We start from the raw sequence: 24768 nt of genomic DNA, 5'->3' as shown, positions 1-24768 counted from the left end.
GGCCCAGCCGGGCGGGCTCATCGGGGCGCACCGCCCACCAGCGGCGGGTGGCCAGGGCCACCGCCGCACCGACGGCGACGCCGGTGACCACGTCGGCCGGCCAGTGCACCCCGGTGTGCACGCGGGAGTAGGCGACCGCCGCGGCCACCGGCGCGAGCAACGCCCCCGTCACCGGCGATTCGAGGGCCATCCCGGTGGTGAACGCCGCCGCCGAGGCCGAATGCCCGGACGGGAACGACGACGAACGCGGCGTCGGCAGCGAGCGGCGCAGCGGGCCGTCCTGCCGGGCCGGGGGCCGGCGGCGCGGCAGCAGCGGCTTGAGCACCCCGTTGGCCAGGGCGCTGGCCCCGGCCAGCGCCAGCATGCCGCGGACGGCGCCGCGACGGGGCCGGCCGCCGATCGCGGCGCACGCCGCAGCGCAGCCCAGCCACAGCCGACCGTGGTCGGCGGCGCTGCTCAGGCCCCGCAGCACGGGGTCGGCGGGGGAGGGACGCAGGGCGGCGCTGCCGGCGAACAGGGACCGGTCCAGGCGCGTCAGCGGGGCGGGAGCGAATATCACGGGTCCAACCGTAATCTCGTTGCGGCTCATGCTCGGTGGTTCCGCGCGGTACTGTCGAAGTGTGCAGCGACGAATCATGGGCATCGAGACGGAGTTCGGCGTCACGTGCACCTTCCACGGGCACCGGCGGCTGAGCCCCGACGAGGTCGCCCGGTATCTGTTCCGTCGGGTGGTGTCCTGGGGCCGCAGCTCGAACGTGTTCCTCCGCAACGGGGCGCGCCTGTACCTGGACGTGGGTTCGCACCCGGAGTACGCGACCGCCGAGTGCGACGACCTCCTCCAGCTCGTCGAGCACGACCACGCCGGGGAGCGGGTGCTCGAGGAGTTGCTGATCGACGCCGAACAGCGCCTCGCCGAGGAAGGCATCGGCGGCGACATCTACCTGTTCAAGAACAACACCGACTCGGCCGGCAACTCCTACGGCTGCCACGAGAACTACCTCGTGGTGCGGGCCGGGGAGTTCTCCCGCATCTCGGACGTGCTGCTGCCGTTCCTGGTGACGCGGCAGCTGATCTGCGGCGCCGGGAAGGTGCTGCAGACCCCCAAGGCCGCGACCTACTGCCTGTCGCAGCGCGCCGAGCACATCTGGGAGGGCGTGTCGTCGGCGACCACCCGGTCCCGGCCGATCATCAACACCCGCGACGAGCCGCACGCCGACGCCGAGAAGTACCGGCGGCTGCACGTGATCGTCGGCGACTCGAACATGGCCGAGCCCACCACGATGCTCAAGGTCGGCTCCGCGTCGCTGGTGCTCGAGATGATCGAGGCCGGCGTGGCGTTCCGCGACTTCGCCCTCGACAACCCGATCCGGGCCATCCGGGAGGTCAGCCACGACCTGACCGGGCGGCGGCCGGTGCGCCTGGCCGGGGGCCGGCAGGCCAGCGCCCTCGACATCCAGCGCGAGTACCACGGCCGGGCGGTGGAGTACCTGCGCACCCGCGAACCCGATCCGCACGTCGAGCAGGTGGTGGATCTGTGGGGCCGGGTGCTCGACGCGGTCGAGTCGCAGGACTTCGCGAAGGTGGACACCGAGATCGACTGGGTGATCAAGCGCAAGCTGTTCCAGCGCTACCAGGACCGCTACGACCTGGAACTGTCCGACCCGAAGATCGCCCAGCTGGATCTGGCGTACCACGACATCAAACGCGGGCGCGGGGTGTTCGATCTGCTCCAGCGCAAGGGCCTGGCGGCGCGGCTGACCGACGACGAGTCCGTCGACGCGGCCGTGCACACCCCGCCGCAGACCACCCGGGCGAAACTGCGCGGCGACTTCATCGCCGCCGCGCAGGACGCCGGCCGGGACTTCACCGTGGACTGGGTGCACCTCAAGCTCAACGACCAGGCGCAGCGCACGGTGCTGTGCAAGGACCCGTTCCGCTCCGTCGACGAGCGCGTCGAACGGCTCATCGCCTCGATGTAGTGCGCCGCGGGTCGGCCGCGTCCGGTAACCGGGTCGGCCGGCGGGCGGGGGATTAGGCTGCACCGCGTGGCGAATTCCAAAGTCGAGCGGCTGGTGAACCTGGTCATCTGCCTGCTGTCCACCCGCCAGTTCCTCACCGCCGAGAAGATCCGCGCCTCCGTCGCCGGATACGACGAATCGGGCAGCGACGAGGCGTTCAGCCGCATGTTCGAACGCGACAAGAACGAGCTGCGCGACCTGGGTGTCCCGCTCGAGACCGGCATGCCGTCGCGGTTCTCCACCGTCGAGGGCTACCGCATCAACCGCGACGCCTACGAGCTGCCCGAGATCGAGCTGACCAGCGCCGAGGCGGCCGCCGTCGCGGTGGCGGCGGCGCTGTGGGAGTCGCCGGAACTCACCTCCGCGGCGCAGGGTGCGCTGCTCAAGCTGCGCGCCGCCGGGGTGCAGGTCGATGCCGACCCGGCGGGCGCGATCACCGCGATGCCCACCCGCAGCCGCGGCTCCGAGCCGGTGCTGGGGCAGGTGCTCGCCGCCGTCGACACGCGCCGCGCCGTGCGGTTCCGGCACCGCAGTTCCCCGTCCGACCCGTGGACCGAGCGCACCGTCGAACCGTGGGGTGTGGTCACCGTGCACGGCCGCTGGTACCTGGTGGGGTTCGACCGGGACCGGGGTGCGCCGCGCACCTTCCGGCTCTCCCGTATCGACGACGACATCACCGCGTTCGGCCCCGCCGGGGCCGTGCGGATCCCCGACGGGGTGGACCTGCGGGCGCACGCCCTCACCGCCACCACCCCCGGCGACGTGACCGGGCACGCCCGGGTGTGGGTCGCGGACGGGCGCGCGTTCGAACTGCGCCGGCTCGGCACCGAGCACGAGCGCCGCGCGGTCGGCGACCGTCCCGGCACCGTCCTCGACGTGCCGGTGCGGTCGTGGGGGTGGATCGGGCGGGTGATCGCCGGGCAGGGCGCCGACGCGCTGGTGCTCGACCCGCCGGAACTGCGCGAGGAGGTGCGCCGCATCCTCACCCGGGTGCTGGCCACCACGACCGGCGCCGGCGGCGCCGTCTCGAACCGCGCCGCCGGCGCCGTCTCGAACAGCGGTGCCGCCGGCGCCGACCGGGGGGAGAACCGATGAGCACACGACTGTCCGGGCGGCTGACCCGGCTGCTGAACCTGGTGCCCTACTTCACGGCCCATCCGGGGATCAGCGCCGCCGAGGCCGCCCGCGATCTCGGGGTCACCCCGAAACAGATCATGGACGACCTGAACCAGCTGTGGGTGTGCGGGCTGCCCGGCTACGGTCCCGGCGACCTGATCGACCTGTCGTTCTCCGAGGACAGCATCGTCGTCACCTTCACCGCCGGGATCGACCGGCCGTTGCGGCTGACGTCCACCGAGGCCACGGCGCTGCTGGTGGCGTTGCGGTCGCTGGTGGAGATGCCCGGCGTGGTCGACCCCACCGCGGCGCTGGGAGCGATCGCGAAGATCGAGGCCGCCGCCGGCACCGCGGCCGCCGCCGACCGCACGCCCGCCCCCGCACAGCCCGTCGCCGAGGATCCGGTCGCCGCGACCGTGCGCTCGGCGGTGCAGCACGGCCGGGCGCTGCACCTGACCTACTACTCGGCCTCCCGCGACGCGGTGTCCGAACGCGACGTCGATCCGATCCGCATCGTGCTGGTCGGTGAACACACCTACCTGCAGGCCTGGTGCCGGGCCGCCGAGGGGGTGCGGTTGTTCCGGTTCGACCGTATCGACGCCGCCACCGAACTCGACGAACCGGCGGACCCGCCCGAGCGGGCGCTGCGCGAGGACGACCACCTCGACCTGTTCGCCGGCGACCCGACGCTGCCGGCGGCCCGGTTGCGCATCGACCCCGGCTACGGGTGGCTGCTCGACTACTACCCGCTCACCGACGTGCGGGTGCACGACGACGGGGTCATCGACGCGGTGATGCACTACGCGTCGCTGGACTGGATGGCGCGGCTGACCGTCGGCCTCGGCGCGGGAGTGGGTGTGCTGGGGCCGCCGGAGCTGGTCGCGGCGGTGCGGGACCGGGCGCAGGCCGCCCTGGCCGCGTACGACGCTCCCGCCGGGAACGGGCTGTGAACCTGCTCCGAACTCGTCGTGAACGCCCCTGTGCGGCGCGCCGGTGCAGGGGCGGTCCGGTAGCATCGACGCCAGCAGATCAGTGGAGGTTGATAATGGGTGCAATGAGCCCCTGGCACTGGGCCATCGTCGCGATCGTCGTGATCATCCTGTTCGGTTCGAAGAAGCTGCCCGACGCGGCCCGCGGTCTCGGCCGGTCGCTGCGCATCTTCAAGAGCGAGGTCAAGGAGATGCAGAACGACGACGTGCGCCCCGCGCAGCAGCAGGCTCCGAGCCCGTTGCCGCCGGCCCAGCCGGCCCCGGCCCCCGTGGAGCCGCAGCCGCAGACGCCGCAGCCCGAATCGCGTTCGGCCTGAACGTATTTCCCTGACCGGGGCATCCGTGCGGATGTCCCGGTCCTCCGCTGATCCCGGCGGCCGTGACAGGAGCTGAGAACCGCACCGTGCGCATCCCGTTCGATCCGCGTCGAAGCCGACGCAAGACCAATCCCGACGGCACCATGTCGCTGGTCGAGCACCTCTACGAACTGCGCACCCGCCTGCTCATCGCCCTCGCCGCCGTGGTGCTCACCACGATCGTCGGGTTCGTCTGGTACAGCACCGGCCTGTTCGGGCTCCCGAGTCTCGGCGAGATCCTGCGTGGCCCCTACTGTGATCTGCCGGCGTCCGCGCGCGCCGACATCAGCGCCGACGACAGCTGCCGGCTGCTCGCCACGGGACCGTTCGAACAGTTCATGCTGCGGCTGAAGGTGGCGCTGACCGCGGGCATCGTGCTGGCCTGCCCGATCTGGCTGTACGAGCTGTGGGCGTTCATCACCCCCGGCCTGTACGCCAAGGAACGCCGCTACGCGATCGGCTTCGTCGTCTCCGGCGCGGTGCTGTTCGTCGCCGGCGCGGTCCTGGCCTACCTGGTGGTCTCGCACGCGTTGTCGTTCCTGCTCACCGTCGGTAACGACGTGCAGGTCACCGCGCTGTCGGGCTCGGAGTACTTCGGGTTCATCATCAACCTGCTCGTGATCTTCGGGGTGTCCTTCGAGATCCCCCTCGTCATCGTCGCGCTCAACGCCGTCGGGGTGCTCAGCTACGCCAAACTCAAGGCGTGGCGGCGGGGACTGATCATGGCGATGTTCGTCTTCGCCGCCATCGCCACGCCCGGCCAGGACCCGTTCTCGATGCTGGCGCTGGCCGCGGCCCTGACCCTGCTGCTCGAACTCGCCATCCAGCTCGCCCGCCTCAACGACAGGCGCCGCGCCCGCCGCGACCGGGAACAGGGCTGGGGCGACCTCGACGACGACGAGAGCTCCCCGATCACGGCACCGACCCCGGTGCCCGCACCCACCTCGACGGTGCCGCCCGGCCCCACCGCCCGGCCCACGCCGCCCGACTACTCCGACACCCTCTAGCCGCCGCCTGTGACCGACTCCACCGACACCGGATCCACCGCGACCGCACTGCCGCCCCGGCTCGCCGAATTCGCCGCCGAGCTGTCCTTCCCGCTCGATCCGTTCCAGGTGCAGGCCTGCCGCGCCCTCGAGGGCGGGCACGGCGTGCTCGTGTGCGCCCCCACCGGCGCCGGCAAGACCGTCGTCGGTGAGTTCGCCGTGCACCTGGCGCTGCGCGCCGGCAGCAAGTGCTTCTACACCACCCCCATCAAGGCGTTGAGCAACCAGAAGTACGCCGATCTCGTCGCCCGCTACGGCAAGTCCGCGGTCGGCCTGCTCACCGGCGATCAGTCCGTCAACCCGGACGCCCCGGTGGTGGTGATGACCACCGAGGTGCTGCGCAACATGCTCTACGCCTCCTCGACCACCCTGATCGGGCTGACCCACGTGGTGATGGACGAGGTGCACTTCCTCGCCGACCGGTTCCGCGGCGCGGTGTGGGAGGAGGTCATCCTGCACCTGCCCGAGGACGTGCGCCTGGTCAGCCTGTCCGCCACCGTCTCCAACGCCGAGGAGTTCGGCGACTGGATGGAGACCGTGCGCGGGGACACCACCGTCGTCGTCGACGAGGTGCGGCCCATCCCACTGCACCAGCACGTCATGGTCGGTCCCCGCATCTTCGACCTGTTCGAATCCACCGCGCACCCGGACGCCGCGGACGGCACCGGCCGCCGCGGCGTCGTGGTCAACCGCGAACTCGTCGAGCAGGTGCGCCGCCGCGCCGCCCTCGACCCGGCCGGCCGGTGGGGCGGTCCCCGCGGGCGCATCGGGTTCCGGCCGCCGCCGCGTCCGGAGGTCGTGGCCCGCCTCGACCGGGAGGGGCTGCTGCCGGCGATCACGTTCGTGTTCAGCCGTGCCGGCTGCGACGCCGCCGTCGGCCAGTGCCTGCGCGCCGGTCTGCACCTGACCTCCGACGCCGAGACCGCGCAGATCCGGGCCATCGTCCACGAACACACCGGCGACCTGCCGCGCGCCGACCTCGAGGTGCTCGGCTTCCGGGAGTGGCGCGCCGCCCTCGAACGCGGCATCGCCGCCCACCACGCCGGCATGCTCCCGGCCTTCCGGCACACCGTCGAGGACCTGTTCGTCCGCGGCCTGGTGCGGGCGGTGTTCGCCACCGAAACCCTCGCCCTGGGCATCAACATGCCGGCCCGCACCGTGGTGCTCGAGAAGCTGGTCAAGTACAACGGCGAAACCCACGCCGAGCTCACCCCCGGCGAGTACACCCAGCTCACCGGGCGGGCCGGGCGCCGCGGCATCGACGTCGAGGGCCACGCGGTGGTGCTGTGGCAGCCGGGCCTCGAGCCCGCCGACGTCGGCGGGCTCGCCTCTACCCGCACCTTCCCGCTGCGCAGCTCGTTCCGCCCGTCGTACAACATGGCGGTCAACCTGATCGACGCGGTCGGCGCCGAGCACTCCCGGGCGCTGCTCGAACGGTCCTTCGCCCAGTTCCAGGCGGACAAGTCGGTCGTCGGCCTGACCCGCGGCATCGAACGCAACGAGAAGGCCCTCGCCAAGCTCCGCGACCAGCTCGGCGGCGAGGACGGCGACATCATCGACTACCTGCAGCTGCGTGAGGAACTCACCCAGCTCGAACGCCGACGCGAACGCCAGGCCCGGCAGGACCGCCGGCAGGCCGCGGTCGCGTCGCTGCTCGCGCTGCGCCGCGGCGACATCGTCGCCATCCCCGGCGGCCGGCGCACCGGACTGGCCGTCGTCCTCGAACCCGACACCGACGTCACCGACCCCCGACCCCTGGTGGTCACCGCGGACGCCTGGTCCGGGCGGGTCTCGGCCGCGGACTTCCCGGCACCGGCCACCGCACTCGGCAAGCTCCGGCTGCCCCGGCACGCCGACGCCCGCACCGCCCGGGCCCGCCGTGACCTCGCGTCCGCGCTGCGCAGCACCGGGATTTCCGCGCCGCGCCGCCCCAAGCACGGCAAGAACGGCGACACCCGCGAGATCGACGACCTGCGGCGGCGCCTGCGCCGGCACCCGGCCCACCAGCATCCCGACCTCGACCGCCTCGCCCGGCTCGGGGAACGCTACAACCGGCTGGGCCGGGAGGTCGCACAGATGCGCCGCCAGTCCGCGGCCACCACCAACTCCCTCGCCCGCACCTTCGAACGGATCGTCGCGTTGCTGACCGAGCGGGGCTACCTCACCGCCGGCGACGACCCGTCGACCACCGAGGCGGGGGAGCGGCTCGCCCGCATCTACAGCGAGAGCGACCTGCTCGTCGCCGAATGCCTGCGCCACGGGGTGTGGGCGGGGCTCTCGCCCGCCGAGCTCGCCGCGGTGGTCTCGGCCGTGGTGTACGAGGCGCGCGTCGAGGAGGGCGCCACCGAGTACGGGCCCACCGGGCCGCTGCGCCGCGCGCTCGCCGACACCGTCCGCCTGTGCGGGCAGCTGCGCGCCGACGAGGTTCGCTTCAAGCTGCCCCCCACCCGCGAACCGGATCCCGGATTCGTCGATGCCATCTACACGTGGGTGAGCACCCAGTCGTTGACGGAGGCCCTGATCGCCGCCGGGGCCGCCGGGCGCGACCTGTCGGCGGGCGACTTCGTGCGCTGGTGCCGGCAGGTGATCGATCTGCTCGACCAGATCCGCACCGGCGCGGTCGACCCTCAGATAGCGAAGACCGCCGCCCGGGCGATCGGCGCGATCCGGCGCGGTGTCGTCGCGGTCGATGCGGCGTGACCACACCGCGTGTGGTTTGATACGCGCGCTGCCACACGGCTTTCTCGTGGTGGATGGGGCGCTACGGCTACGGTAATTGGACACAGCGAAGGCAGGTGGAGGCGACAATGAGCGGTCCGCACGACCCGCAGGATTCCGACGATTCGACCAAGCAGTGGGCGCCGTCGCCCCCGCCGTCCTCCGGAGCCGAGCAGCAGCCGGCCCCGACGCAGGCGTTCGGCACGCCGCCGCAGGGCCAGACCGCCGGCCAGCAGTGGGGCCAGCCGGGTCAGCAGACCCCCGGCCAGCCGCAGTGGGGCCAGCCGCCCGGCCAGGGCCAGACCCCCGGCCAGCAGTGGGGCCCGCAGCCCGGCCAGGGCCAGCAGTGGGGACAGCCGCAGCAGGGCCAGCCCCAGTGGGGGCAGCAGCCCGGCCAGCAGTGGGGCCAGCCGGGTCAGCAGACCCCCGGTCAGCCGCAGCAGGGTCAGCCGCAGTGGGGCCAGCCGCCCGGCCAAGGGCAGCAGTGGGGACAGCCCCAGCAGGGCCAGCCGCAGCAGGGTCAGCCCCAGTGGGGGCAGCAGCCCGGCCAGCAGTGGGGGTCGACCGGCGCGAGCCAATGGAATGCCGGTGCGCCGCAGCAGAAGTCGAAGACCGGGCTGATCGTCGGGCTGGCCGTCGCCGCGCTCGTGCTGATCGGCGCGATCATCGCCGCCGTGCTGCTGCTCGGCGGCAACGACACCCTCGACCCCGAGGCCGCGCAGGCCGGCGTCGAGAAGGTCCTCACCGAGTCCTACGGCGCCACCGACGTCTCCGACGTGCAATGCCCCGACGGTGAAGAAGTCAAGGCGGGCAACAGCTTCGAATGCACCCTCACGGTGGACGGACAGTTCCGGTCGGTGACGCTGACCTTCACCGACGACGAGGGCACCTACGAGGTCAGCCGCCCCAACTGAGCGCGCCGGTCCGTCGCCCTCACCCCGCGGCCAACGCCGCGGTCAACCGGGCGACGGACCGCCCGAGCCCCAGGTCCTGCGCCAACCGCTCCAACGCCTGCGGATCGACCGGGGCGGACGGCACCGTGTCCGGCCGCGACACCCGGACGGGGGCGTCGGTGACCACCCGCACCACCGGCACCGCCGCGTCGAGATACGCGCCGGCGTCGATCAGCTTGCCGCGCACCCCCTTCGCCAGCCCCGACTCCGGGTCCACCGCCGCCGCGCGCAACGCCGTCAGCGACCCGAACTGCAGCAGCAGGGTCGACGCGGTCTTCTCCCCGACCCCCTTCACCCCCGGCAACCCGTCCGACGGGTCCCCGCGCAGCGCCGCCAGCTCGGCGTAGGCCGCGCCGGCCCGCTCGGGCGGCAGCCCGTACCGCGCCGCCACCTCGGGCGGCCCGAACAGCTCCGCCTTGGCCAGGCCCCGCCCGACGTACAGCACCCGCACCGGCACCGAGCCGTCGCGCACCACCTGCAGCAGGTCCCGGTCCCCGCTGACCACCAGCACCGGATCCCGGGACTCGCCGGCGGCGAGAGTGCCGATCACGTCGTCGGCCTCGAACCCGGCCGCACCGGCGGTGGCGAGGCCGACGGCGGCCAGCACGTCGGTGATCATCGGCACCTGCGACGGCAGCGCCGCCGGCACCTCCTCGACGGTGCCGTCCGAGCCGGCGGCCACCCGGTGCGCTTTGTAACTCGGCACCGCCGCCACCCGGAATGCCGGCCGCCAGTCCAGATCCAGGCACACCGCCAGCCGCGCCGGCCGATGCTTGGTGATCAGCGACGCCACCATGTCGGTGAACCCGCGTACCGCGTTGACCGGACGGCCGTCCGGGGCGGTGAGCGACTCGGGCAGCGCATGGAACGCGCGGAACCACAGGCTCGCCCCGTCGAGCAGCATCAACGGGCCGGTGGGGGGCACGGGGGCGGCGGACGCCGGCGTCGCAGTCACGACGATCATCCTGCCAAACGCCACTACGCTGTCCGCATGAATTCCCCCGAGCGCCGCTTCCCCGCCTCCGCATACGCCGACCGTCTCGCCCGGGCCGCCGCCCTCGGCCGCGACGCCGGTCTCGACGCGCTGCTCGTGACCCCCGGCCCGGACCTGCGTTATCTCCTCGGATCGCGGGCGGAATCCTTCGAGCGGCTCACCTGCCTGGTGGTGCCCACCGACGGCGCCGCCCCGTCCGTCGTCGTGCCCCGGCTCGAGCTGGCCTCCCTCACCGACTCCGCCGCCGCGGACCTGAACCTGCCGGTGCACGACTGGGTCGACGGGCAGGACCCGTACGCGCAGGTGGCGGCGCTGCTGCCGGAGCGCCCGCGCACCGCGGTCGCCGACGCCATGCCCGCCCTGCACCTGGTGCCGCTCGCGACCCGGTTCGCGGTGCCGCCCGTGCTGGCGACGGAGGTGGTGCGCCAGCTGCGCATGGTCAAGGACGACGCGGAGGTGGAGGCGCTGCGCCGCGCCGGCGCCGCCATCGACCGGGTGCACGCGCAGATGGGACGGTGGCTGCGGCCCGGCCGCACCGAGGCGCAGGTCGCGGCCGACATCACCGCCGCGATCGTCGCCGAGGGCCACACCGAGGCCGCGTTCGTCATCGTCGGCTCCGGCCCGCACGGCGCCGACCCCCACCACGAGGTCTCCGACCGGGTCCTCGAACCCGGCGACGTCGTGGTCGTCGACATCGGCGGCCCGGTCGAGCCCGGCTACTACTCCGACTCCACCCGCACCTACAGCCTCGGCGCGCCCGCCGCGGACGTCGCGGCGAAGGTGGCGCTGCTCGAGGCGGCGCAGCGGGCGGCCGTCGACGCGGTCCGGCCCGGGGTCAGCGCCGCCTCGGTCGACGCCGCCGCCCGCGACGTGCTCGCCGCGCACGGCCTCGCCGAGGTGTTCGTGCACCGCACCGGGCACGGCATCGGGCTGTCCGTGCACGAGGAGCCGTACATCGTCGACGGCAACACCGATGTGCTGCGGCCCGGGATGGCGTTCAGCATCGAACCGGGCATCTACTTCCGCGGCGAATGGGGTGCGCGCATCGAGGACATCGTGGTGGTCACCGCGGACGGCTGCGAGCCGCTCAACCACCGGCCGCACGGGCTGACCGTGCTGCCCGGGTGACCGGCCCTACCGGTCCAGCACCGAACCCATCACCCGTTCGACGGTGATCTCCACCACCACCCGGGTCGGATTGGGCCGCGGCGGCCGGTACCGCGCGGTGTAGCGCCGCACCCCCTCGGCGACGGCCTCCACGTCCGTGCGCACCCGGGCCGGACCCTCGAGGGTGAGCCAGCGGCCGCGCTCGACCTGGCTGACGGCGCCGTACCCGCCCCGCTCGGCGTTGAGCGCCTTCTGCGACGTCGCGTTGGTGATCACCCGCACCACCGCCGCCTCCGGGTCCCAGGTGAAGCCGACCGCCACCACGTGCGGGCTGCCGTCCGTGCGCAGCGTCGTCAGGGTGCCGAGATGGTATTCGGTGAGGAACTGCAGCGCGGCGTCGCCGAGCGCGGCGGGGGTTCGGGCCATGCCTGCGACGGTAGCCGAACCCGCCCCCGGTGCCGCCGGACCCGCCCGGCACACTGGTGCGGTGAGCAACGAGCCGGGTTCGATCGTCGTCTTCGGGGGCCGCAGCGAGATCGGGGCGGCGGTGGCCGTGCGGCTGGCCCGCGGCCGCACCGTGGTCCTGGCTGCGCGCCGCGCCGGGGACCTCGAGCCGCAGCGCCGCGCCGTGCTCGACGCCGGGGCCGCCGCCGTGCACACCGTCGAGTTCGACGCCGACCGGCTCGACACCCACGAGCAGGTTCTCGCCGACATCCGGGCCCTGTACGGGCCGATCGACGTCGCGGTCCTCGCGTTCGGCATCCTCGGTGACCAGCGCCGCGCCGAACACGACGCCGCACACGCCGTCGCGATCGTGCACACCGACTACGTCGCCCACGTGGCGCTGCTCACGCACCTCGCGGCGCAGCTGCGCGCCCAGGGTTCGGGCCGGATCGTGGTGTTCTCGTCGGTGGCGGGGGTGCGGGTGCGCCGCGCGAACTACGTGTACGGCTCCGCGAAGGCCGGCCTCGACGGATTCGCCGCCGGCCTGTCCGACGCGCTGCACCGCAGCGGCGTGTCCCTGCTGCTGGTGCGGCCCGGGTTCGTGATCGGCCGGATGACCGAGGGCATGAGTCCCGCGCCGCTGTCGAGCACCCCGGACCGGGTCGCCGACGCGGCGGTGCGGGCGTTGCGCCGCGGCCGCGGCGAGGCGTGGGTGCCGGCGGTGCTGCGGCCGGTGTTCTTCGGGATGCGGCTGCTGCCGCGCCCGATCTGGCGGCGGCTGCCGCGCTGACCGGAGCGGTCAGCGGCGACGCGCCTCGAGCAGCCGCAACCACACCTCGCCGACGGTCGGATACGCCGGCACCGCATGCCACAGCGTCTCGAGCGGCACCGCCCCGACCACCGCCACCGTGGCCGCATGCAGCAGCTCGGCCACGTCGGTGCCCACGAACGTCGCCCCCACCGCGGTGTCGGTCGCACGGTCGACGACGAGGGCGGCGCGGCCGGTGAAATCGTCCCGGGCCAATGCGGAGCCGGCCACGGCGATGTCGACCTCGAGCACCTCGACGTCGAGGCCGTCGGCGCGGGCGCCGGCGGCGGTGCGGCCCACCGCCGCGACCTCCGGGACGGTGAACACCACCTGCGGCACCTGCCCGTGGTCGGCGCTCGCCCGGTAGCGCGGCGCGTCGAGGGCGCGGCCCTCGGCGCGGGCGGCGATCACGTCGCCGCACACCCGGCCCTGGTACTTGCCCATGTGCGTCAGCGCGGTCCGGCCGGTGACGTCGCCGACGGCGTAGAGCCAGCGCCCGTCCGTCCCGGCGACGGTCATGTGGTCGTCGGTGCGCAGCGGGCCGTCCCCGGCCAACCCGACCGTGTCGAGACCGAGGTCGGCGGTGGCGGGCCGGCGGCCGGTCGCGACGATCAGCTCGTCGACCTCGAGGTCGCTCCCGTCGTCGAGACGCAGCCGCACCGGGCCGCCGTGGATGCGCCCCACGCCGGTGTCCGCGACGTCCGGGCGGGACACCTCCGTCACCGTGGTGCCGAACCGCAGCCGCACGCCGTGCTCGTGCAGCGCCGCAGCGACCGCGGCGCCCGCGAACGGCTCGGTGCGGGCGAGCAGCCGGTCCCCGCGCACCAGCATCGTCAGGTCCTCGGTGCCCAGCTCGCGCAGCCACGTCGCGATCTCACAGGCGACGACGCCGCCGCCGACGATCGAGGCGCGCCGCGGCACCTGCTGCAGGTTCGTCGCGTCCCGCGACGTCCACGGCCGGGCCGCGCGCAACCCGGGCAGGTCGGGGACGGCGGCGGTGGTGCCGGTGGCCACCACCACCGCGTGCCGTGCCCGCAGCCGGCGCGGCTGCGGGCCGTCCACGGTGACCTCGCACGGCCCCCTCAGCCGGCCGTGCCCGCGCACGACGTCGATCCCGGCGCCGCGGGCCCACTCGACCTGCGCGGCGTCGTCGCGGCCGCCGGTGAACGCGTCGCGGCGGGCGAGGACGTCGGCGACGTCGACGCCGTGCGCGGCGACCTTGGCGGCGACGCCGGGCATGTGCCGGGCCGCGGCCAGCACCTGCCCCGGCCGCAGCAGCGCCTTGCTCGGCATGCACGCCCAGTAGGAGCATTCGCCGCCGACCAGTTCGTGTTCGACCAGCACCGCGGTGCGGTCGCTGCCGGCGATCGCATAGTCGGCGGCATTCTCCCCGGCGGGCCCGCCGCCGAGGACGATGACATCGAACACGTCGGACTCGGAACCGGCACCGATGGTCATGACCTCACGGTAGGCCGCACCCGGGCCGCGCACCCCCGGAACGCGGCCGCCGCGGCGCGGATCAGCTCAGGGCGGGGGAGTCGGCGTCGAAGATCAGCCCCATCGGGGCGAGCACCCGCACCACCTGTTCGGCGACCCACTCGTCGAGGTCGCACAGCAACAGCACCGGCCACGGCGTCACCACCAGGGGGCGGTCCACGGCCGCGAGGAACTCCGCCATCCGCGCCGGCAGCACCGCCCCGGGCAGACCGCCGCCGAGGGTGACCGCCCCGTCGGGCTGGTCGAGCCATCCCACGGGCGGGGCCGGGACCGGCGGGTGCGCCGCCGGCTCCGACGGCTCCAGGCCCAGGGCCGTGAGGGTCGCGGCGACGCCGGCACGGCGGGGCCGCTGCGCCGCCGCGACCAACGCCTCGACGACGTCGCCGGGGGGCAGGCGCACCCCCGAGTCGGTGCCGTCGAGCAGCAGCGCCCACCGCCCGTCGGGCAGCGCCAACGCCCCCACCTCGGGGGCCAGGGCCGCGATGTCGCCGGTGCCGTCGTCGATCCCGACAACGATGTCACGGTCCGGTGCGGTCCCGTCGAGGCGGTCCCGCACCCCGGCCAGCGTCTCCCACACGTCGACGTGCCCGCCGATGCGGCCGGACAGCGGCGAGGCGAGCAGGCGGTGCCGGTGCTCGCCGGGCCGGTCGAAGCCGTGACCGGTCAGCCGCGCGGTGAGCTCGGTGCGGTCCCCGCGCAACCCGAGGCCGCCGGCGGTGAGGACGAGGGCGCCCCCGGCGTGCTCGTGGGCGAGCTCGGCGAGGGCCTGCAGCTGCGCCGCGGTCAGCCGGCCCCCCGGGAGGGACACCTCGACCAGGTCGGCCGCGGCGCGATCATGGGCATGCGGCATGCCCTCCAGGCTAGCCGGTGCCGGTCGGCGCGCCGGGGGTGCGGTTGTCCGTAGGGTGTGGCCCATGACCCCGACCTTCGCCGACCTCGCCGCCGCGAAGTACGTGCTGCTGACCACGTTCCGCAAGGACGGCACCCCGGTGCCGACGGCGGTGTGGGCGGCCGCCGACGCCGACCGGTTGCTGGTGTGGACCGTCACCGACTCCTACAAGGTCAAGCGGCTGCGCCGCGATCCGCGGATCACCCTCGCGGTGTGCGACGTGCGCGGCAATCCGCGCAGCGCCGCGGTCCCCGGCACCGCCACCGTGCTCGATGCCGCCGGCACCGAGCGGGCGCGGGCCGTGATCGCCCGCAGCTACGGGATCCTCGGGTGGCTCACGGTCAAGGGCAGCGTGCTGCGCCGCGGCCGCGCCGGCACCGTCGGCATCGCCTGCGTGGTCGATGGGGGCGGCGCCGCTGCGGAGACGGGCACCCCGGCCCCCGGGCACGGCGGGTGAGGGGGAGCGCTGCGATGTCGCACAGCTATCGCCGCCAGGCGCGGCTCGTCGCCCGCGCCGGTCTTCCGGTGGTGTCCTCCGTCCGGCGCCGGATCCTGCTGCCCTGAGCGCCGGGCTCAGCGGGCGCGGCTGACCGACGACATGTGGAAGTCGGGGATCCGCAGCGGCGGCATCGCCGTGCGGGTGAACCAGTCCTTCCATTCCCGCGGCAGGGTCCGCTCCGTGCGGCCCGCCTCGGTGGTGCGCCGCAGCAGCTCCAGCGGGCTCTCGTTGAATCGGAAGTTGTTCACCTCCGCCGTCACCGTACCGTCCTCGATCAGGTACACGCCGTCGCGGGTCAGACCGGTCAGCAGCAACGTCGCCGGGTCGACCTCCCGGATGTACCACAGCGTCGTCAGCAGCAGTCCCCGCTCGGTGCGGGCCACCATCGCGTCCACGTCGGCCGCGCCGCCGCCGGTCAGCACCAGGTTCTCCCCGGGCGCCGCCACCGGCGCCCCGAACTCGGCGGCCGCGGCCCGCGGGTACGCCAGCGCGTGCACCGCGCCCCCGCGCACCCAGTCGACCCGCCCGGCGGCCATGCCGTTGTCGAACACCGACACCGAGTTCGACGAGGCGGTGGCCGCGACGAACGGCGCGTACTCCAGGCCGGGGGCGGCGGGATCGGAGAACAGGGTCAACGGCAGCGCGGTGAGCCGTTCGCCGACGCGGGTGCCGCCGGGCCGCGACAGCGCGGTGTGGCCCTCCTCGGCGCCGCGGCCCTCCATCGACCACATCAGGTAGATCATCAGGTCCGCCACCGCCGACGGCGGCAGCAGCGTCTCGTAGTGCCCGGCCGGGAGGTCGACCGTGCGGCGCGCCCAGTCCAGCCGTCGCGACAGCTCCGCCAGCAGGGCCGATGTGTCGACGTCGGTGAAGTCGCGGGTGCCGGCGCCGGCCCACGCGCCGGCCCCGTTCAACCCGCCCCGTTTGCCGTTGATCTCCACCGATCCCTCCGGCTCGGTGAACCGGCGCCGCACCCCGCCGGAGGTGCCCAGCCAGGTCGTCGACACCCGGTGGTGGGCGAAGCCGTAGAGTTGATCGGCGCCGTCGAACCCCGTGGCGAGGTCGTCGACGAGCCGCCCGAAGACCGAGATGTCCGTCCCGGCCGCGGCGTCGGCCCAGTCGCCGGGCACGCCGTCGCCGCCGACGAGCGGCATCGCGTCCGCGGCCGGGGACGCCGCCGCGGCCGCCGCCCCCGCCGCCCGCACGGTCGGGGCGATGTCGGCCGGGTCGACGCTGCTCGACGTCACCACCCCGACACGGGCGGTGTCGCCGCGCTGCACCGCGATCACCGTCCAGCTGCGCGAGCGCGAGATCCCGTTGGTGGTCATCGAATTCCCGGCCCACCGCAACGATGCCTCGCCGGTGTCGGTGACCAGCACGATCGTCTCGTCGGCGGTCGAGCAGCGCAGCGCCCGCTCGAGCAGTTCCTGCGCCTCGATCATCGCCCACCCTCCGCACGTGTGTTGAGCACGTTCACCGACCGCAGCAGCGCCGACGGGCAACCGTGGCTGACCGGGGCGACCTGACCGGGCTGGGCCTTGCCGCAGTTCACGGCGCCGCCGAGCTGCCAGGTCGACGGCCCGCCGACCGCCTCGAGCGACCCCCAGAAGTCCGTCGTGGTGGCCTGGTACGCCACGTCGCGCACCTGCCCGGCGAGTTCGCCGCCGCGGATCCGGTAGAACCGTTGACCGGTGAACTGGAAGTTGTAGCGCTGCATGTCGATCGACCAGGACTTGTCACCGACGACGTACAGCCCGTCGTCGACCCGGGCGATGAGATCGGCGGTGGTGGTGTCGGCCGACGGGTCCGGCTGCAGCGACACGTTCGCCATCCGCTGGATCGGTACGTGATGCGCCGAGTCGGCGTACGAGCAGCCGTTCGAGCGCCCCAGGCCCAGCCGCGGCGCGAACACCCGGTCGAGCTGGTAACCCACCAGGATTCCGTCCCGCACCAGGTCCCAGGACTGGGCGGCGACCCCGTCGTCGTCCCAGCCGACGGTGGCGAGTCCGTGCGCGACGGTGCGGTCCGCCGTCACGTGCATGACGTCGGTGCCGTAACGCAGCGTGCCGAGCCCGTCCGGGGTGGCGAACGAGGTGCCCGCGTAGGCCGCCTCGTACCCGATGGCCCGATCGTATTCCGTTGCGTGCCCGACCGATTCGTGGAGAGTCAGCCACAGATTGGTGGGGTCGATCACCAGGTCCGTCGGCCCGGCCTGCACGCTGGGGGCCGCCGCCTTCTCCGCCAGCCAGCCGGGGATCCGCTCCAGCTCCTCGCTCCAGTTCCAGTGCGCGTCGCCGGCCAGATACTCCCACCCTCGCCCCACCGGCGGGGCGAGGGTGCGCATCGTCTCGAACTCGCCGGTGCGCCGATCGACGGCGGTGGCCTCGAGCTGCGGCGCCACCCGCACCCGCTGCTGGGTGATCGTCGAGCCGGCCAGGTCCGCGTAGAACGTCTGCTCCTTGATCTGCCCGCAGCTCGCCGTCACGTGATCGACCCCGACGGTGTCGAGCAGCCGCCGTGAGAAGTCCGCCAGCCGCGCCACCTTCTGCGCGGTGGGCACCGAGAACGGATCGACCTCGTACGGTGACACCCACACCGCGTCCGGGTAGACCGGTTCGTCGGCGAGTTCGACCCGTTCCCGGTTCAGCGCCCGCAACGCCCGGGCCACCTCGATCGCCCGCCGCGCGGTCGCCGCCGCGACGACGGGGCTCAGCTCGGCGTGCGAGGCGAATCCCCACGTGCCGTCGACCACCACCCGCACGGCCAGCCCCGTGTCGACACCGTCGACGGCCGCCTGCACGGCGCCGTCCCGCAGGCTCAACGACTGGCTGTGCACGCGATGCACCCGCAGATCCGCGTGGGAGGCGCCCGCAGCGCGGGCGACGGACAGCGCGGCGGCCGCGAGCGCCCGCAGCGGCAGGGCGAGGAAGTCGGCGTCGACGGTGCTCACCCGCAACACCGTAGCGGCCCGTGCGCCGGCTCAACCGAACTGCTGCCATCCCAGACGCACCACCATCACCAGCACCACGGTCAGCAGCACCACCCGCACGAACCCCGCGCCGCGGCGCAGCGCCGTCCGCGACCCGGCCACCGCGCCCGCGATATTGCACACCGCCAGCGCCAGCCCCAGCGACCACCACACCTGCCCGGTCACCGCGAAATACACCAGCGCCCCGAGGTTCGACCCGAGGTTGATCACCTTCGCCATCGCCGCCGAGCGCACGAACTCGGTCCCGAGCAGCGTCGCGAACGTGATGATCAGGAACGTGCCGGTGCCGGGCCCGAGCAGCCCGTCGTAGAACCCGATCACCGCAGCCGCCAGCGACACCACCAGCACCGTGCGCCGCAGCGTCGGGCGCTCGTGCGCCAGCGTCGTGCCGACCTGCGGCCGCAGCGTCACGAACACCGCGACCGCCACCAGCACCACCATCACGATCGGAATGAACAGGTCCTTGTCGATCCGCGAGACCGTCGCCGCACCCGCCGCCGCCGCGACCGCGGCCAGCGCCGCCGCCGGCGCCAGGACCGTCCACTGCAGCCGGATCCGCCGTGCGAACGTCACCACCGCCGCGCCGGTGCCGCAGATGGCGGTGAGCTTGTTCGTCGCCAGCGCGGCCGCCGGCGTCAGCTGCGGGGCGACGACGAACAGCGCCGGCAACAGGATCAGCCCGCCCCCACCGACGACGGCGTCGACCCACCCCGCGGCGGTCGCCGCCACCATCAGCACCGCCCAGTCGCCCGCACCCACGCGGCCATTCGATCACAGCGGCCGGGAGCAAAACCGCCGCGCCGTTCGTTGAACCGGTGTGACCGTCGCATCCGCATCCGTGCCGCCCCCGGCGCCTGGGAGGATCACCCCATGATCGCGCTGCTGTTCCTCGCCTACGTCGTCGTCGAGATCGGGGTGCTGGCCTGGCTCGGCTCCACCCTGGGCATCGGCGCGACGATCCTGCTGTTCCTCGGGGTGAGCGTCCTCGGCTACCTCGTCCTCGCCGCGCAGGGCCGGCGTGCCCTGCAGAACCTGGGCCGCGTCCGCAGCGCCGGCGCCGACCGTGCCGGATTCGCCGGCGCCGCCGACCGTGCCCTCACGGACGGCGCCCTGATCGGTGTCGGCGCCGCCCTCGTCCTCGTGCCCGGCCCGGTCACCAGCGCCGCCGGGATTCTGCTGCTGCTGCCCCCCACCCGGGCGCTGCTGCGTCCCGCCGTCCGGGCGGTCGCCGCCCGCAAGGTGGCCGCGTCCGTCGCCCGCGGCGGCGGATTCCGCGGCGAACGGATCGTGGTCGTCGACGGCGAGGTCGTCGAGCACACCGTGGTCGGCACCCCGCGCCTCGGCGCCGCGGCACCCGGCGCGGGCACCGTCCTCGAGGGGGAGATCGTCGACCCCCCGCAGCGCCCGCACCTGCCCTGACGGGGCACACTGGGTAGCCGTGAGTTCCCCAGCCCCCCGCACCCAGCTTCTCGTCGGCGGCCGCATCTACAGCGCCAGCGCTCCCGACGCCACCTCGATGGCCGTCACCGACGGGCAGGTCGTGTGGGTGGGGGAGGACCGGCCCGGCCGCGCCCTGCACCCGGACGCCGAGATCGTCGACCTCGAGGGCGCGTTCGTCGCGCCCGCGTTCGTCGACACCCATGTGCACGTCACCGCGCACGGACTGGCCCTGACCGGCCTCGACCTGTCCGGCACGCGGTCCCGCGCGGACGCGCTGCACCGGGTGCGCGACCACGCCGCCCGCCACGCCGACGCCGTCGTCTGGGGCCACGGATGGGACGAGACCCGCTGGCCCGAGGCCACCGCACCCACCACCGACGACCTCGACGCCGCCGCCCCGGGCCGCGCCGTCTACCTCACCCGCATCGATGCCCACTCCGCGGCCGTCTCCACCGCGCTGCGTGCCGCCACCGACCTCGTCGGCCTCGACGGCTACCACCCGCAGCGTCCGCTCACCGCGGCCGCGCACCACACCGTCCGCGCCGCCGCCCGCGCCCTGCTCACCCCCGCCCAGCGGGCCCGCGCCCGCGCCGCCGCCCTCGACGACTACGCGGCACACGGCATCGTCGCCGTCCACGAGTGCGGCGGCCCGGACATCGCCGGCCGCGACGACTTCGCCGAACTGCTCGCCACCGACCACGCCGTGCAGGTCCGCGGCTACTGGGGTGAGGCCGTCACCACCGCCGACCAGGCCCGCGCGCTTCTCACCGCCACCGGCGGCCACGCCCTCGGCGGCGACCTGTTCGTCGACGGCGCCCTCGGGTCGCACACCGCCTGGCTCGCCGCGCCCTACACCGACCGTCCCGACTGCTGCGGCACCGCCTACCTCACCGTCGAGCAGATGGCCGCGCACCTGCGGGCCTGCACCGAAGCCGGCATCCAGGCCGGCTTCCACGTCATCGGCGACGCCGCCGTCGACGCCGCGGTGCAGGCGTTCGCGGCCGTCGTCGCCGAGCTCGGCGGACCGGCCGTCGCGGCCCGCGGGCACCGGCTCGAACACCTCGAGATGGTCACCGCCGAGCAGACCGCCCGGCTCGGCGGCTGGGGCGTGATCGCCAGCATGCAACCGGCCTTCGACGCGCTGTGGGGCGGGCCGGACGGGCTGTACGCCACTCGCCTCGGCGCCGACCGCGCCGCCGGGCTCAACCCGTTCGCGCCGCTCGCCGCGACCGGCATGTCGCTCGCCTTCGGTTCCGACGCGCCGGTCACCGCGGCCCGGCCGTGGGCGATGCTGCGCGCCGCCGTGCACCACCGCACCCCGGGCAGCGGAATCTCCCCCCGCGCCGCATTCGCCGCCGCGACCCGCGGGGCGTGGCGCGCCGGCGGGGTGCGCGACGGGGTCGCCGGCACCCTCGACCCCGGCGCGCCCGCCTCGTACACGATCTGGGACGCGGGCGCGCTCGTGGTCAGCGCCCCGAAGGACAGCGTGCAGCGCTGGTCGACCGACCCGCGGTCGCGGGTGGCACCGCTGCCGAACCTCGAGCCGGGCACGCCCGACCCGGTGCTGCTGCGCAGCGTGCACCGCGGCCGCGTCGTGTACGCACGGTGATCGGGCCGCGCGCCGCCGCCCGGACGGTGGTGGCCCGCAGCCTCGCCGCCGTCGCGGCGGGACTGCTGTGGTTCACGAGTTTCCCGCCGCGTCCGCTGTGGTTCCTCGCGCCGCTGGGCATCGCGCTGCTCACCACGATCCTGGCGGCGCCGACGCTGCGCCGCCGGGCCGGCTTCGGTTACGGCTACCTCGCCGGCCTGGGGTTCTTCGTGCCGCTGCTGCCGTGGGTCGGCGAGTACGTCGGCCCGCTGCCGTGGCTGGCGCTCGCGGCCGCCGAAGCCGTGTTCGTCGGCCTGTTCGGGGTGCTCGCGGTGCAGGTGCGTGCCCTGCCCGGTGCCCCGGTGTGGATCGCGGCCGGCTGGAGCCTGACCGAATACCTGCGGGCGAGCGTGCCCTTCGGTGGCTTCCCCTGGGGCCGGCTCGCGTTCGGGCAACCGGATGGGCCACTGGTCGGTCTCGCCGCGGCCGGCGGCGCGCCGCTGGTGTCGTTCGCCGTCGCGCTGACCGGCACGGGCCTGTGGGCGTGCGGCCGCGCCGGCCTGCGCTACGCCCGCGGGCACCGCGACCGGGGTCCGCTGCTGCGGGCCGCCGCGGTGACCGTCGCCGCGCCGCTGCTCGCGCTGGCGACCTGGCCGGCGCTGCCCGCGCCCGAGTCGGGCGAACGCACCGTCACCGTCGCCGCGATCCAGGGCAGCGTGCCGCGGCTGGGACTGGACTTCAACGCCCAACGCAAGGCCGTGCTGAACAACCACGTGGCCCGCACCCTGGAGCTGGCCGACCGGGTCCGGGCCGGCACCGCGCCGCGCCCGGACGTGGTGATCTGGCCGGAGAACGCCTCCGACATCGACCCGCTGCGCAACCGCGACGCCGCCGCCGACATCGGCGCCGCGGCGACCGCGGTCGGCGCCCCGATCCTGGTGGGCGCCGTGCTGGTCAACGGGGACGGCACCACCACCAACTCGGTGATCGTGTGGGACCCGGCCACCGGGCCGGGGGAGCGGCACGACAAACGCATCATCCAGCCGTTCGGCGAGTACCTGCCGTACCGCTCGTTCTTCCGGTTGTTCTCCGACTACGCCGATCGGGCCGGGTACTTCGTACCCGGTGACGGCGACGGCACCGTCCACGCCGCCGGCATCCCGATCGGCGTGGCCACCTGCTACGAGGTGGCGTTCGACCGGGCGCTGCGGGACTCGGTGCGCGCCGGCGCGCAGCTGCTGGCCGTGCCCACCAACAACGCCACCTTCGGCGACACGGAGATGACCTACCAGCAGCTGGCGATGTCCCGGGTGCGGGCCGTCGAGCACGGCCGTGCCGTGGTGGTGGCCGCCACGAGCGGGGTCAGCGCCGTGGTCGCGGCCGACGGTACGGTCACCGAGCGCAGCGCCCTGTTCGTGCCCGAGGTGCTGGTGGCGCAGGTGCCGCTGCGCACGACGGCTACGCTGGCTACTCGGCTCGGACCGATTCCGGAGCTCGTGCTCTGCATCGGTGCCGTCGCCGCCGTCGGCGTGGCGCTGGTGCGCTCGCGCGGGCGGAGCACCACTGCGCCGGCCGCAGCCGGCACCGCGAGATGACCGGCCCACGGCCGGTTCGACAGGAAGGACCTTCGATGGCAGCGGCGACGCCGGCCGGGAACGACAGTGCGCCGAGCGCCCGGACCCTGGTGATCATCCCGACGTACAACGAACGCGAGAACATCGGCCTGATCGTCGGCCGGTTGCACGCCGCGCTGCCGCACACGCACGTGCTGATCGTGGACGACGGCAGCCCGGACGGCACCGGGGACGCGGCCGATCGTCTCGCCGCCGCCGGCGAGGGCCGCATCCATGTGATGCACCGCACGGAGAAGAACGGTCTCGGTGCCGCGTACATCGCCGGCTTCCGGTGGGGGCTCGAGCGTGGCTACACCGTGCTGGTGGAGATGGATGCCGACGGCAGCCACGCCCCCGAGCAACTGCACCTGCTGCTCGAGAAGATCGACGCGGGCGCCGACCTGGTGCTGGGCTCGCGGTACGTGCCCGGCGGCACGGTCGTGAACTGGCCGTGGCACCGGGAGGTGCTCTCCCGCGGCGGCAACATCTACTCGCGGCTCGCGCTGGGGGTGACGATCCACGACATCACCGGCGGCTACCGCGCCTACCGCCGCGAGGTGCTCGAGAAGCTCGATCTCGCCGCGGTCGCCTCGCACGGGTACTGCTTCCAGGTCGACCTCGCCTGGCGGGCCGTGCAGGCCGGGTTCACCGTCGCCGAGGTGCCCATCACCTTCACCGAGCGGATCATCGGCGAGTCGAAGATGAGCGGCAGCATCGTGCAGGAGGCCCTGCTCAAGGTCACCGTGTGGGGTGTGCGCAACCGGTGGACGAAGCTGCGCGGCCTGCTGCGCCGCTGAGCAGCGACAGAGGGGAGGGGTGGACGCCCGTCGGCGTCCACCCCTCCCGGGTGCCGGGGCTCATTCGACGTTCTTGACCTCGATCTTCTTGCCGGACTCCTGCTGCTCGGCGAGACCGATCGACACGGTGAGGATGCCCTTGGTGTAGGACGCCTCGACGTCGTCGTCCTTCGCCCCCGGGGGCAGGGTCACCGAACGCCGGAACGAGCCGTAGTGGAACTCCGAGCGTCCACCCTCGGACTTCTCCTCGGTGCGTTCGGCCGTGATCTCGAGCTGCCCCGCGTGGATCGAGACGTCGATGTCCTTCTCGGGGTCGAGTCCGGGCAGTTCGGCTCGCAGGACGTACCGGCCGTCCTCGACGCGGTCCTCGACACGGATGAGGTTGCCGCCGAGAGCGGGACGCAGACCGGTGAAGGGGAAGGCGTCGAAGAACTCCGACAGGTCCGGGAACACCGAACGGGAACGGCGTGCTGGCACAGCGGACATGTCTGCTCCTCTCTGAGAATCGGATCGGTGGAAGGTCGTGCCGTCTCCATTCGACTCTCCTCGTCGCGGTCCCGACAGGGCCGGAAGTCCCGACCCGCCCCACCGAACGTTCGAACGCGGCGCCGCGGGCGAAACGATCGTTCGGGCGCCGGACAGGGGCACCGAACGTTCGTCAGGGCTGGTCCGAGGTGCGGCGATCGCGTTCGCGCCGCAGCTCGGCGATCTGCACCTGCAGCTCGGCGACGTGGGCCCGCGCCTCGCGCAGCTGGGTGGCCCGCTCGTCGGCCAGTTCGGCACGCACCATCGCCAGATCCGCCTCGAGTTCGGCGACGCGCTGCCAGGCCTCGGCCGCCGCCCGCAGCGCCTCGTCGCGTTCGGTGCGAAGCCGTGCCGCCTCGAGGTCCACCGCCCCCGTCCCTAC

The 24768-nt window shown here is 74.1% G+C and carries 23 protein-coding genes and 1 pseudogene; 14 read left to right on the top strand and 10 right to left on the bottom strand.

What is annotated here, in order from left to right; genetic code table 11:
- Positions 1-559, bottom strand: a 559-nt coding sequence (locus G6038_RS25295; RefSeq protein ID WP_165040866.1) for a phosphatase PAP2 family protein, incomplete at its 3' end; no start/stop codon positions are given.
- 61 nt (positions 560-620) lie between these two features.
- Between G6038_RS25295 and pafA the strand changes: the two genes are divergently transcribed.
- From pafA to G6038_RS25260, 7 genes are all read left to right on the top strand, one after another.
- Positions 621-1979, top strand: a complete 1359-nt coding sequence (gene pafA / locus G6038_RS25290) for a Pup--protein ligase (protein WP_346772914.1) — start codon at positions 621-623, stop codon at positions 1977-1979.
- 66 nt (positions 1980-2045) lie between these two features.
- Complete coding sequence (locus G6038_RS25285; RefSeq protein WP_165040864.1) at positions 2046-3113, top strand: WYL domain-containing protein; 1068 nt, start codon at positions 2046-2048, stop codon at positions 3111-3113.
- Positions 3110-4084, top strand: coding sequence for a YafY family protein (locus G6038_RS25280; RefSeq protein WP_165040862.1), 975 nt, complete (start codon positions 3110-3112; stop codon positions 4082-4084). Before G6038_RS25285 ends, G6038_RS25280 begins: the two co-directional genes overlap by 4 nt.
- Before the next feature lie 95 nt (positions 4085-4179).
- Positions 4180-4440, top strand: coding sequence for a Sec-independent protein translocase subunit TatA (tatA, locus tag G6038_RS25275; protein WP_165040860.1), 261 nt, complete (start codon positions 4180-4182; stop codon positions 4438-4440).
- An 86-nt stretch (positions 4441-4526) separates the two neighbouring features.
- Positions 4527-5486: a twin-arginine translocase subunit TatC gene (gene tatC, locus G6038_RS25270; RefSeq protein WP_165040868.1), complete on the top strand. Its 960-nt coding sequence runs from the start codon at positions 4527-4529 to the stop codon at positions 5484-5486.
- A 9-nt stretch (positions 5487-5495) separates the two neighbouring features.
- The gene (locus G6038_RS25265; RefSeq protein WP_165040858.1) at positions 5496-8225 is read left to right on the top strand and encodes a DEAD/DEAH box helicase; all 2730 of its coding nucleotides are present in this window, start codon (positions 5496-5498) and stop codon (positions 8223-8225) included.
- A 107-nt stretch (positions 8226-8332) separates the two neighbouring features.
- Complete coding sequence (locus G6038_RS25260) at positions 8333-9157, top strand: DUF4333 domain-containing protein (RefSeq protein ID WP_165040856.1); 825 nt, start codon at positions 8333-8335, stop codon at positions 9155-9157.
- 19 nt (positions 9158-9176) lie between these two features.
- Here G6038_RS25260 and G6038_RS25255 read toward each other — a convergent pair whose 3' ends face one another.
- Positions 9177-10160: a 5'-3' exonuclease gene (locus tag G6038_RS25255; protein ID WP_165040854.1), complete on the bottom strand. Its 984-nt coding sequence runs from the start codon at positions 10158-10160 to the stop codon at positions 9177-9179.
- 27 nt (positions 10161-10187) lie between these two features.
- On the opposite strand from G6038_RS25255, the gene G6038_RS25250 reads away from it, so the two are divergent.
- Positions 10188-11318, top strand: a complete 1131-nt coding sequence (locus G6038_RS25250; protein ID WP_165040852.1) for a Xaa-Pro peptidase family protein — start codon at positions 10188-10190, stop codon at positions 11316-11318.
- Between the two features lie 6 nt (positions 11319-11324).
- Here the strand turns inward: G6038_RS25250 and G6038_RS25245 are convergent, their stop codons facing one another.
- Positions 11325-11723, bottom strand: a complete 399-nt coding sequence (locus G6038_RS25245; RefSeq protein WP_165040850.1) for a TIGR03618 family F420-dependent PPOX class oxidoreductase — start codon at positions 11721-11723, stop codon at positions 11325-11327.
- 61 nt (positions 11724-11784) lie between these two features.
- On the opposite strand from G6038_RS25245, the gene G6038_RS25240 reads away from it, so the two are divergent.
- On the top strand, positions 11785-12531 hold the full coding sequence (locus G6038_RS25240; protein ID WP_165040848.1) for an SDR family NAD(P)-dependent oxidoreductase: 747 nt from the start codon (positions 11785-11787) through the stop codon (positions 12529-12531).
- Between the two features lie 9 nt (positions 12532-12540).
- Here the strand turns inward: G6038_RS25240 and G6038_RS25235 are convergent, their stop codons facing one another.
- Complete coding sequence (locus tag G6038_RS25235) at positions 12541-14007, bottom strand: NAD(P)/FAD-dependent oxidoreductase (protein WP_165040846.1); 1467 nt, start codon at positions 14005-14007, stop codon at positions 12541-12543.
- Between the two features lie 61 nt (positions 14008-14068).
- On the bottom strand, positions 14069-14896 hold the full coding sequence (locus tag G6038_RS25230) for a precorrin-3B synthase (RefSeq protein ID WP_165040844.1): 828 nt from the start codon (positions 14894-14896) through the stop codon (positions 14069-14071).
- A 64-nt stretch (positions 14897-14960) separates the two neighbouring features.
- Between G6038_RS25230 and G6038_RS25225 the strand changes: the two genes are divergently transcribed.
- Complete coding sequence (locus tag G6038_RS25225; protein ID WP_165040842.1) at positions 14961-15392, top strand: PPOX class F420-dependent oxidoreductase; 432 nt, start codon at positions 14961-14963, stop codon at positions 15390-15392.
- A gap of 116 nt (positions 15393-15508) precedes the next feature.
- Here the strand turns inward: G6038_RS25225 and G6038_RS25220 are convergent, their stop codons facing one another.
- From G6038_RS25220 to G6038_RS25210, 3 genes are read right to left on the bottom strand one after another with little or no spacing between them, the layout of a single operon-like run.
- On the bottom strand, positions 15509-16876 hold the full coding sequence (locus tag G6038_RS25220) for a metallopeptidase TldD-related protein (RefSeq protein ID WP_165040840.1): 1368 nt from the start codon (positions 16874-16876) through the stop codon (positions 15509-15511).
- The gene (locus tag G6038_RS25215) at positions 16873-18384 is read right to left on the bottom strand and encodes a TldD/PmbA family protein (protein WP_165040838.1); all 1512 of its coding nucleotides are present in this window, start codon (positions 18382-18384) and stop codon (positions 16873-16875) included. Before G6038_RS25215 ends, G6038_RS25220 begins: the two co-directional genes overlap by 4 nt.
- Before the next feature lie 30 nt (positions 18385-18414).
- On the bottom strand, positions 18415-19182 hold the full coding sequence (locus G6038_RS25210) for a TSUP family transporter (RefSeq protein WP_165040836.1): 768 nt from the start codon (positions 19180-19182) through the stop codon (positions 18415-18417).
- A 111-nt stretch (positions 19183-19293) separates the two neighbouring features.
- Here G6038_RS25210 and G6038_RS25205 point away from each other — a divergent pair, with 111 nt between their 5' ends.
- Genes G6038_RS25205 through G6038_RS25190 form a run of 4 tightly spaced genes read left to right on the top strand, consistent with a single transcriptional unit; the run spans position 19294 to position 23861 of the window.
- Positions 19294-19842, top strand: coding sequence for an FxsA family protein (locus tag G6038_RS25205; RefSeq protein WP_165040835.1), 549 nt, complete (start codon positions 19294-19296; stop codon positions 19840-19842).
- Positions 19843-19861: 19 nt separating this feature from the next.
- Positions 19862-21472 (top strand): amidohydrolase family protein, encoded by a 1611-nt coding sequence (locus G6038_RS25200; protein WP_165040833.1) that lies wholly within the window; start codon positions 19862-19864, stop codon positions 21470-21472.
- Positions 21469-23046 carry an apolipoprotein N-acyltransferase gene (lnt, locus tag G6038_RS25195; protein WP_165040831.1) on the top strand — a complete coding sequence of 526 codons (1578 nt, stop codon included), beginning with the start codon at positions 21469-21471 and terminating at the stop codon, positions 23044-23046. Before G6038_RS25200 ends, lnt begins: the two co-directional genes overlap by 4 nt.
- Positions 23047-23081: 35 nt before the next feature.
- Positions 23082-23861, top strand: coding sequence for a polyprenol monophosphomannose synthase (locus tag G6038_RS25190; protein WP_165040829.1), 780 nt, complete (start codon positions 23082-23084; stop codon positions 23859-23861).
- Positions 23862-23921: 60 nt separating this feature from the next.
- Here the strand turns inward: G6038_RS25190 and G6038_RS25185 are convergent, their stop codons facing one another.
- Together G6038_RS25185 and G6038_RS25180 are read right to left on the bottom strand one after the other, a co-directional pair.
- On the bottom strand, positions 23922-24347 hold the full coding sequence (locus G6038_RS25185; protein ID WP_165040827.1) for an Hsp20/alpha crystallin family protein: 426 nt from the start codon (positions 24345-24347) through the stop codon (positions 23922-23924).
- A 172-nt stretch (positions 24348-24519) separates the two neighbouring features.
- Positions 24520-24768, bottom strand: a pseudogene (locus G6038_RS25180) (hypothetical protein); the annotation flags it as partial.

It is taken from the genome of Rhodococcus sp. 14C212, assembly GCF_011058195.1.
Classification (GTDB): domain Bacteria; phylum Actinomycetota; class Actinomycetes; order Mycobacteriales; family Mycobacteriaceae; genus Rhodococcus; species Rhodococcus aetherivorans.
The sequence above is the reverse complement of the archived record's forward strand: the minus strand, read 5'-3'. Positions and strand labels throughout refer to the sequence as shown.

Bases quoted from the DNA above. Each gene is read 5' to 3' on its own strand.
- G6038_RS25205 (WP_165040835.1), top strand. From the start codon at position 19,294: ATGATCGCGCTGCTGTTCCTCGCCTACGTCGTCGTCGAGATCGGGGTG.
- G6038_RS25230 (WP_165040844.1), bottom strand. From the start codon at position 14,896: ATGCCGCATGCCCATGATCGCGCCGCGGCCGACCTGGTCGAGGTGTCC.
- G6038_RS25280 (WP_165040862.1), top strand. From the start codon at position 3,110: ATGAGCACACGACTGTCCGGGCGGCTGACCCGGCTGCTGAACCTGGTG.
- tatA (WP_165040860.1), top strand. From the start codon at position 4,180: ATGGGTGCAATGAGCCCCTGGCACTGGGCCATCGTCGCGATCGTCGTG.
- G6038_RS25260 (WP_165040856.1), top strand. From the start codon at position 8,333: ATGAGCGGTCCGCACGACCCGCAGGATTCCGACGATTCGACCAAGCAG.
- G6038_RS25185 (WP_165040827.1), bottom strand. From the start codon at position 24,347: ATGTCCGCTGTGCCAGCACGCCGTTCCCGTTCGGTGTTCCCGGACCTG.
- G6038_RS25235 (WP_165040846.1), bottom strand. From the start codon at position 14,007: ATGACCATCGGTGCCGGTTCCGAGTCCGACGTGTTCGATGTCATCGTC.
- G6038_RS25255 (WP_165040854.1), bottom strand. From the start codon at position 10,160: ATGATCGTCGTGACTGCGACGCCGGCGTCCGCCGCCCCCGTGCCCCCC.
- G6038_RS25225 (WP_165040842.1), top strand. From the start codon at position 14,961: ATGACCCCGACCTTCGCCGACCTCGCCGCCGCGAAGTACGTGCTGCTG.
- G6038_RS25190 (WP_165040829.1), top strand. From the start codon at position 23,082: ATGGCAGCGGCGACGCCGGCCGGGAACGACAGTGCGCCGAGCGCCCGG.
- G6038_RS25250 (WP_165040852.1), top strand. From the start codon at position 10,188: ATGAATTCCCCCGAGCGCCGCTTCCCCGCCTCCGCATACGCCGACCGT.
- G6038_RS25245 (WP_165040850.1), bottom strand. From the start codon at position 11,723: ATGGCCCGAACCCCCGCCGCGCTCGGCGACGCCGCGCTGCAGTTCCTC.
- G6038_RS25220 (WP_165040840.1), bottom strand. From the start codon at position 16,876: ATGATCGAGGCGCAGGAACTGCTCGAGCGGGCGCTGCGCTGCTCGACC.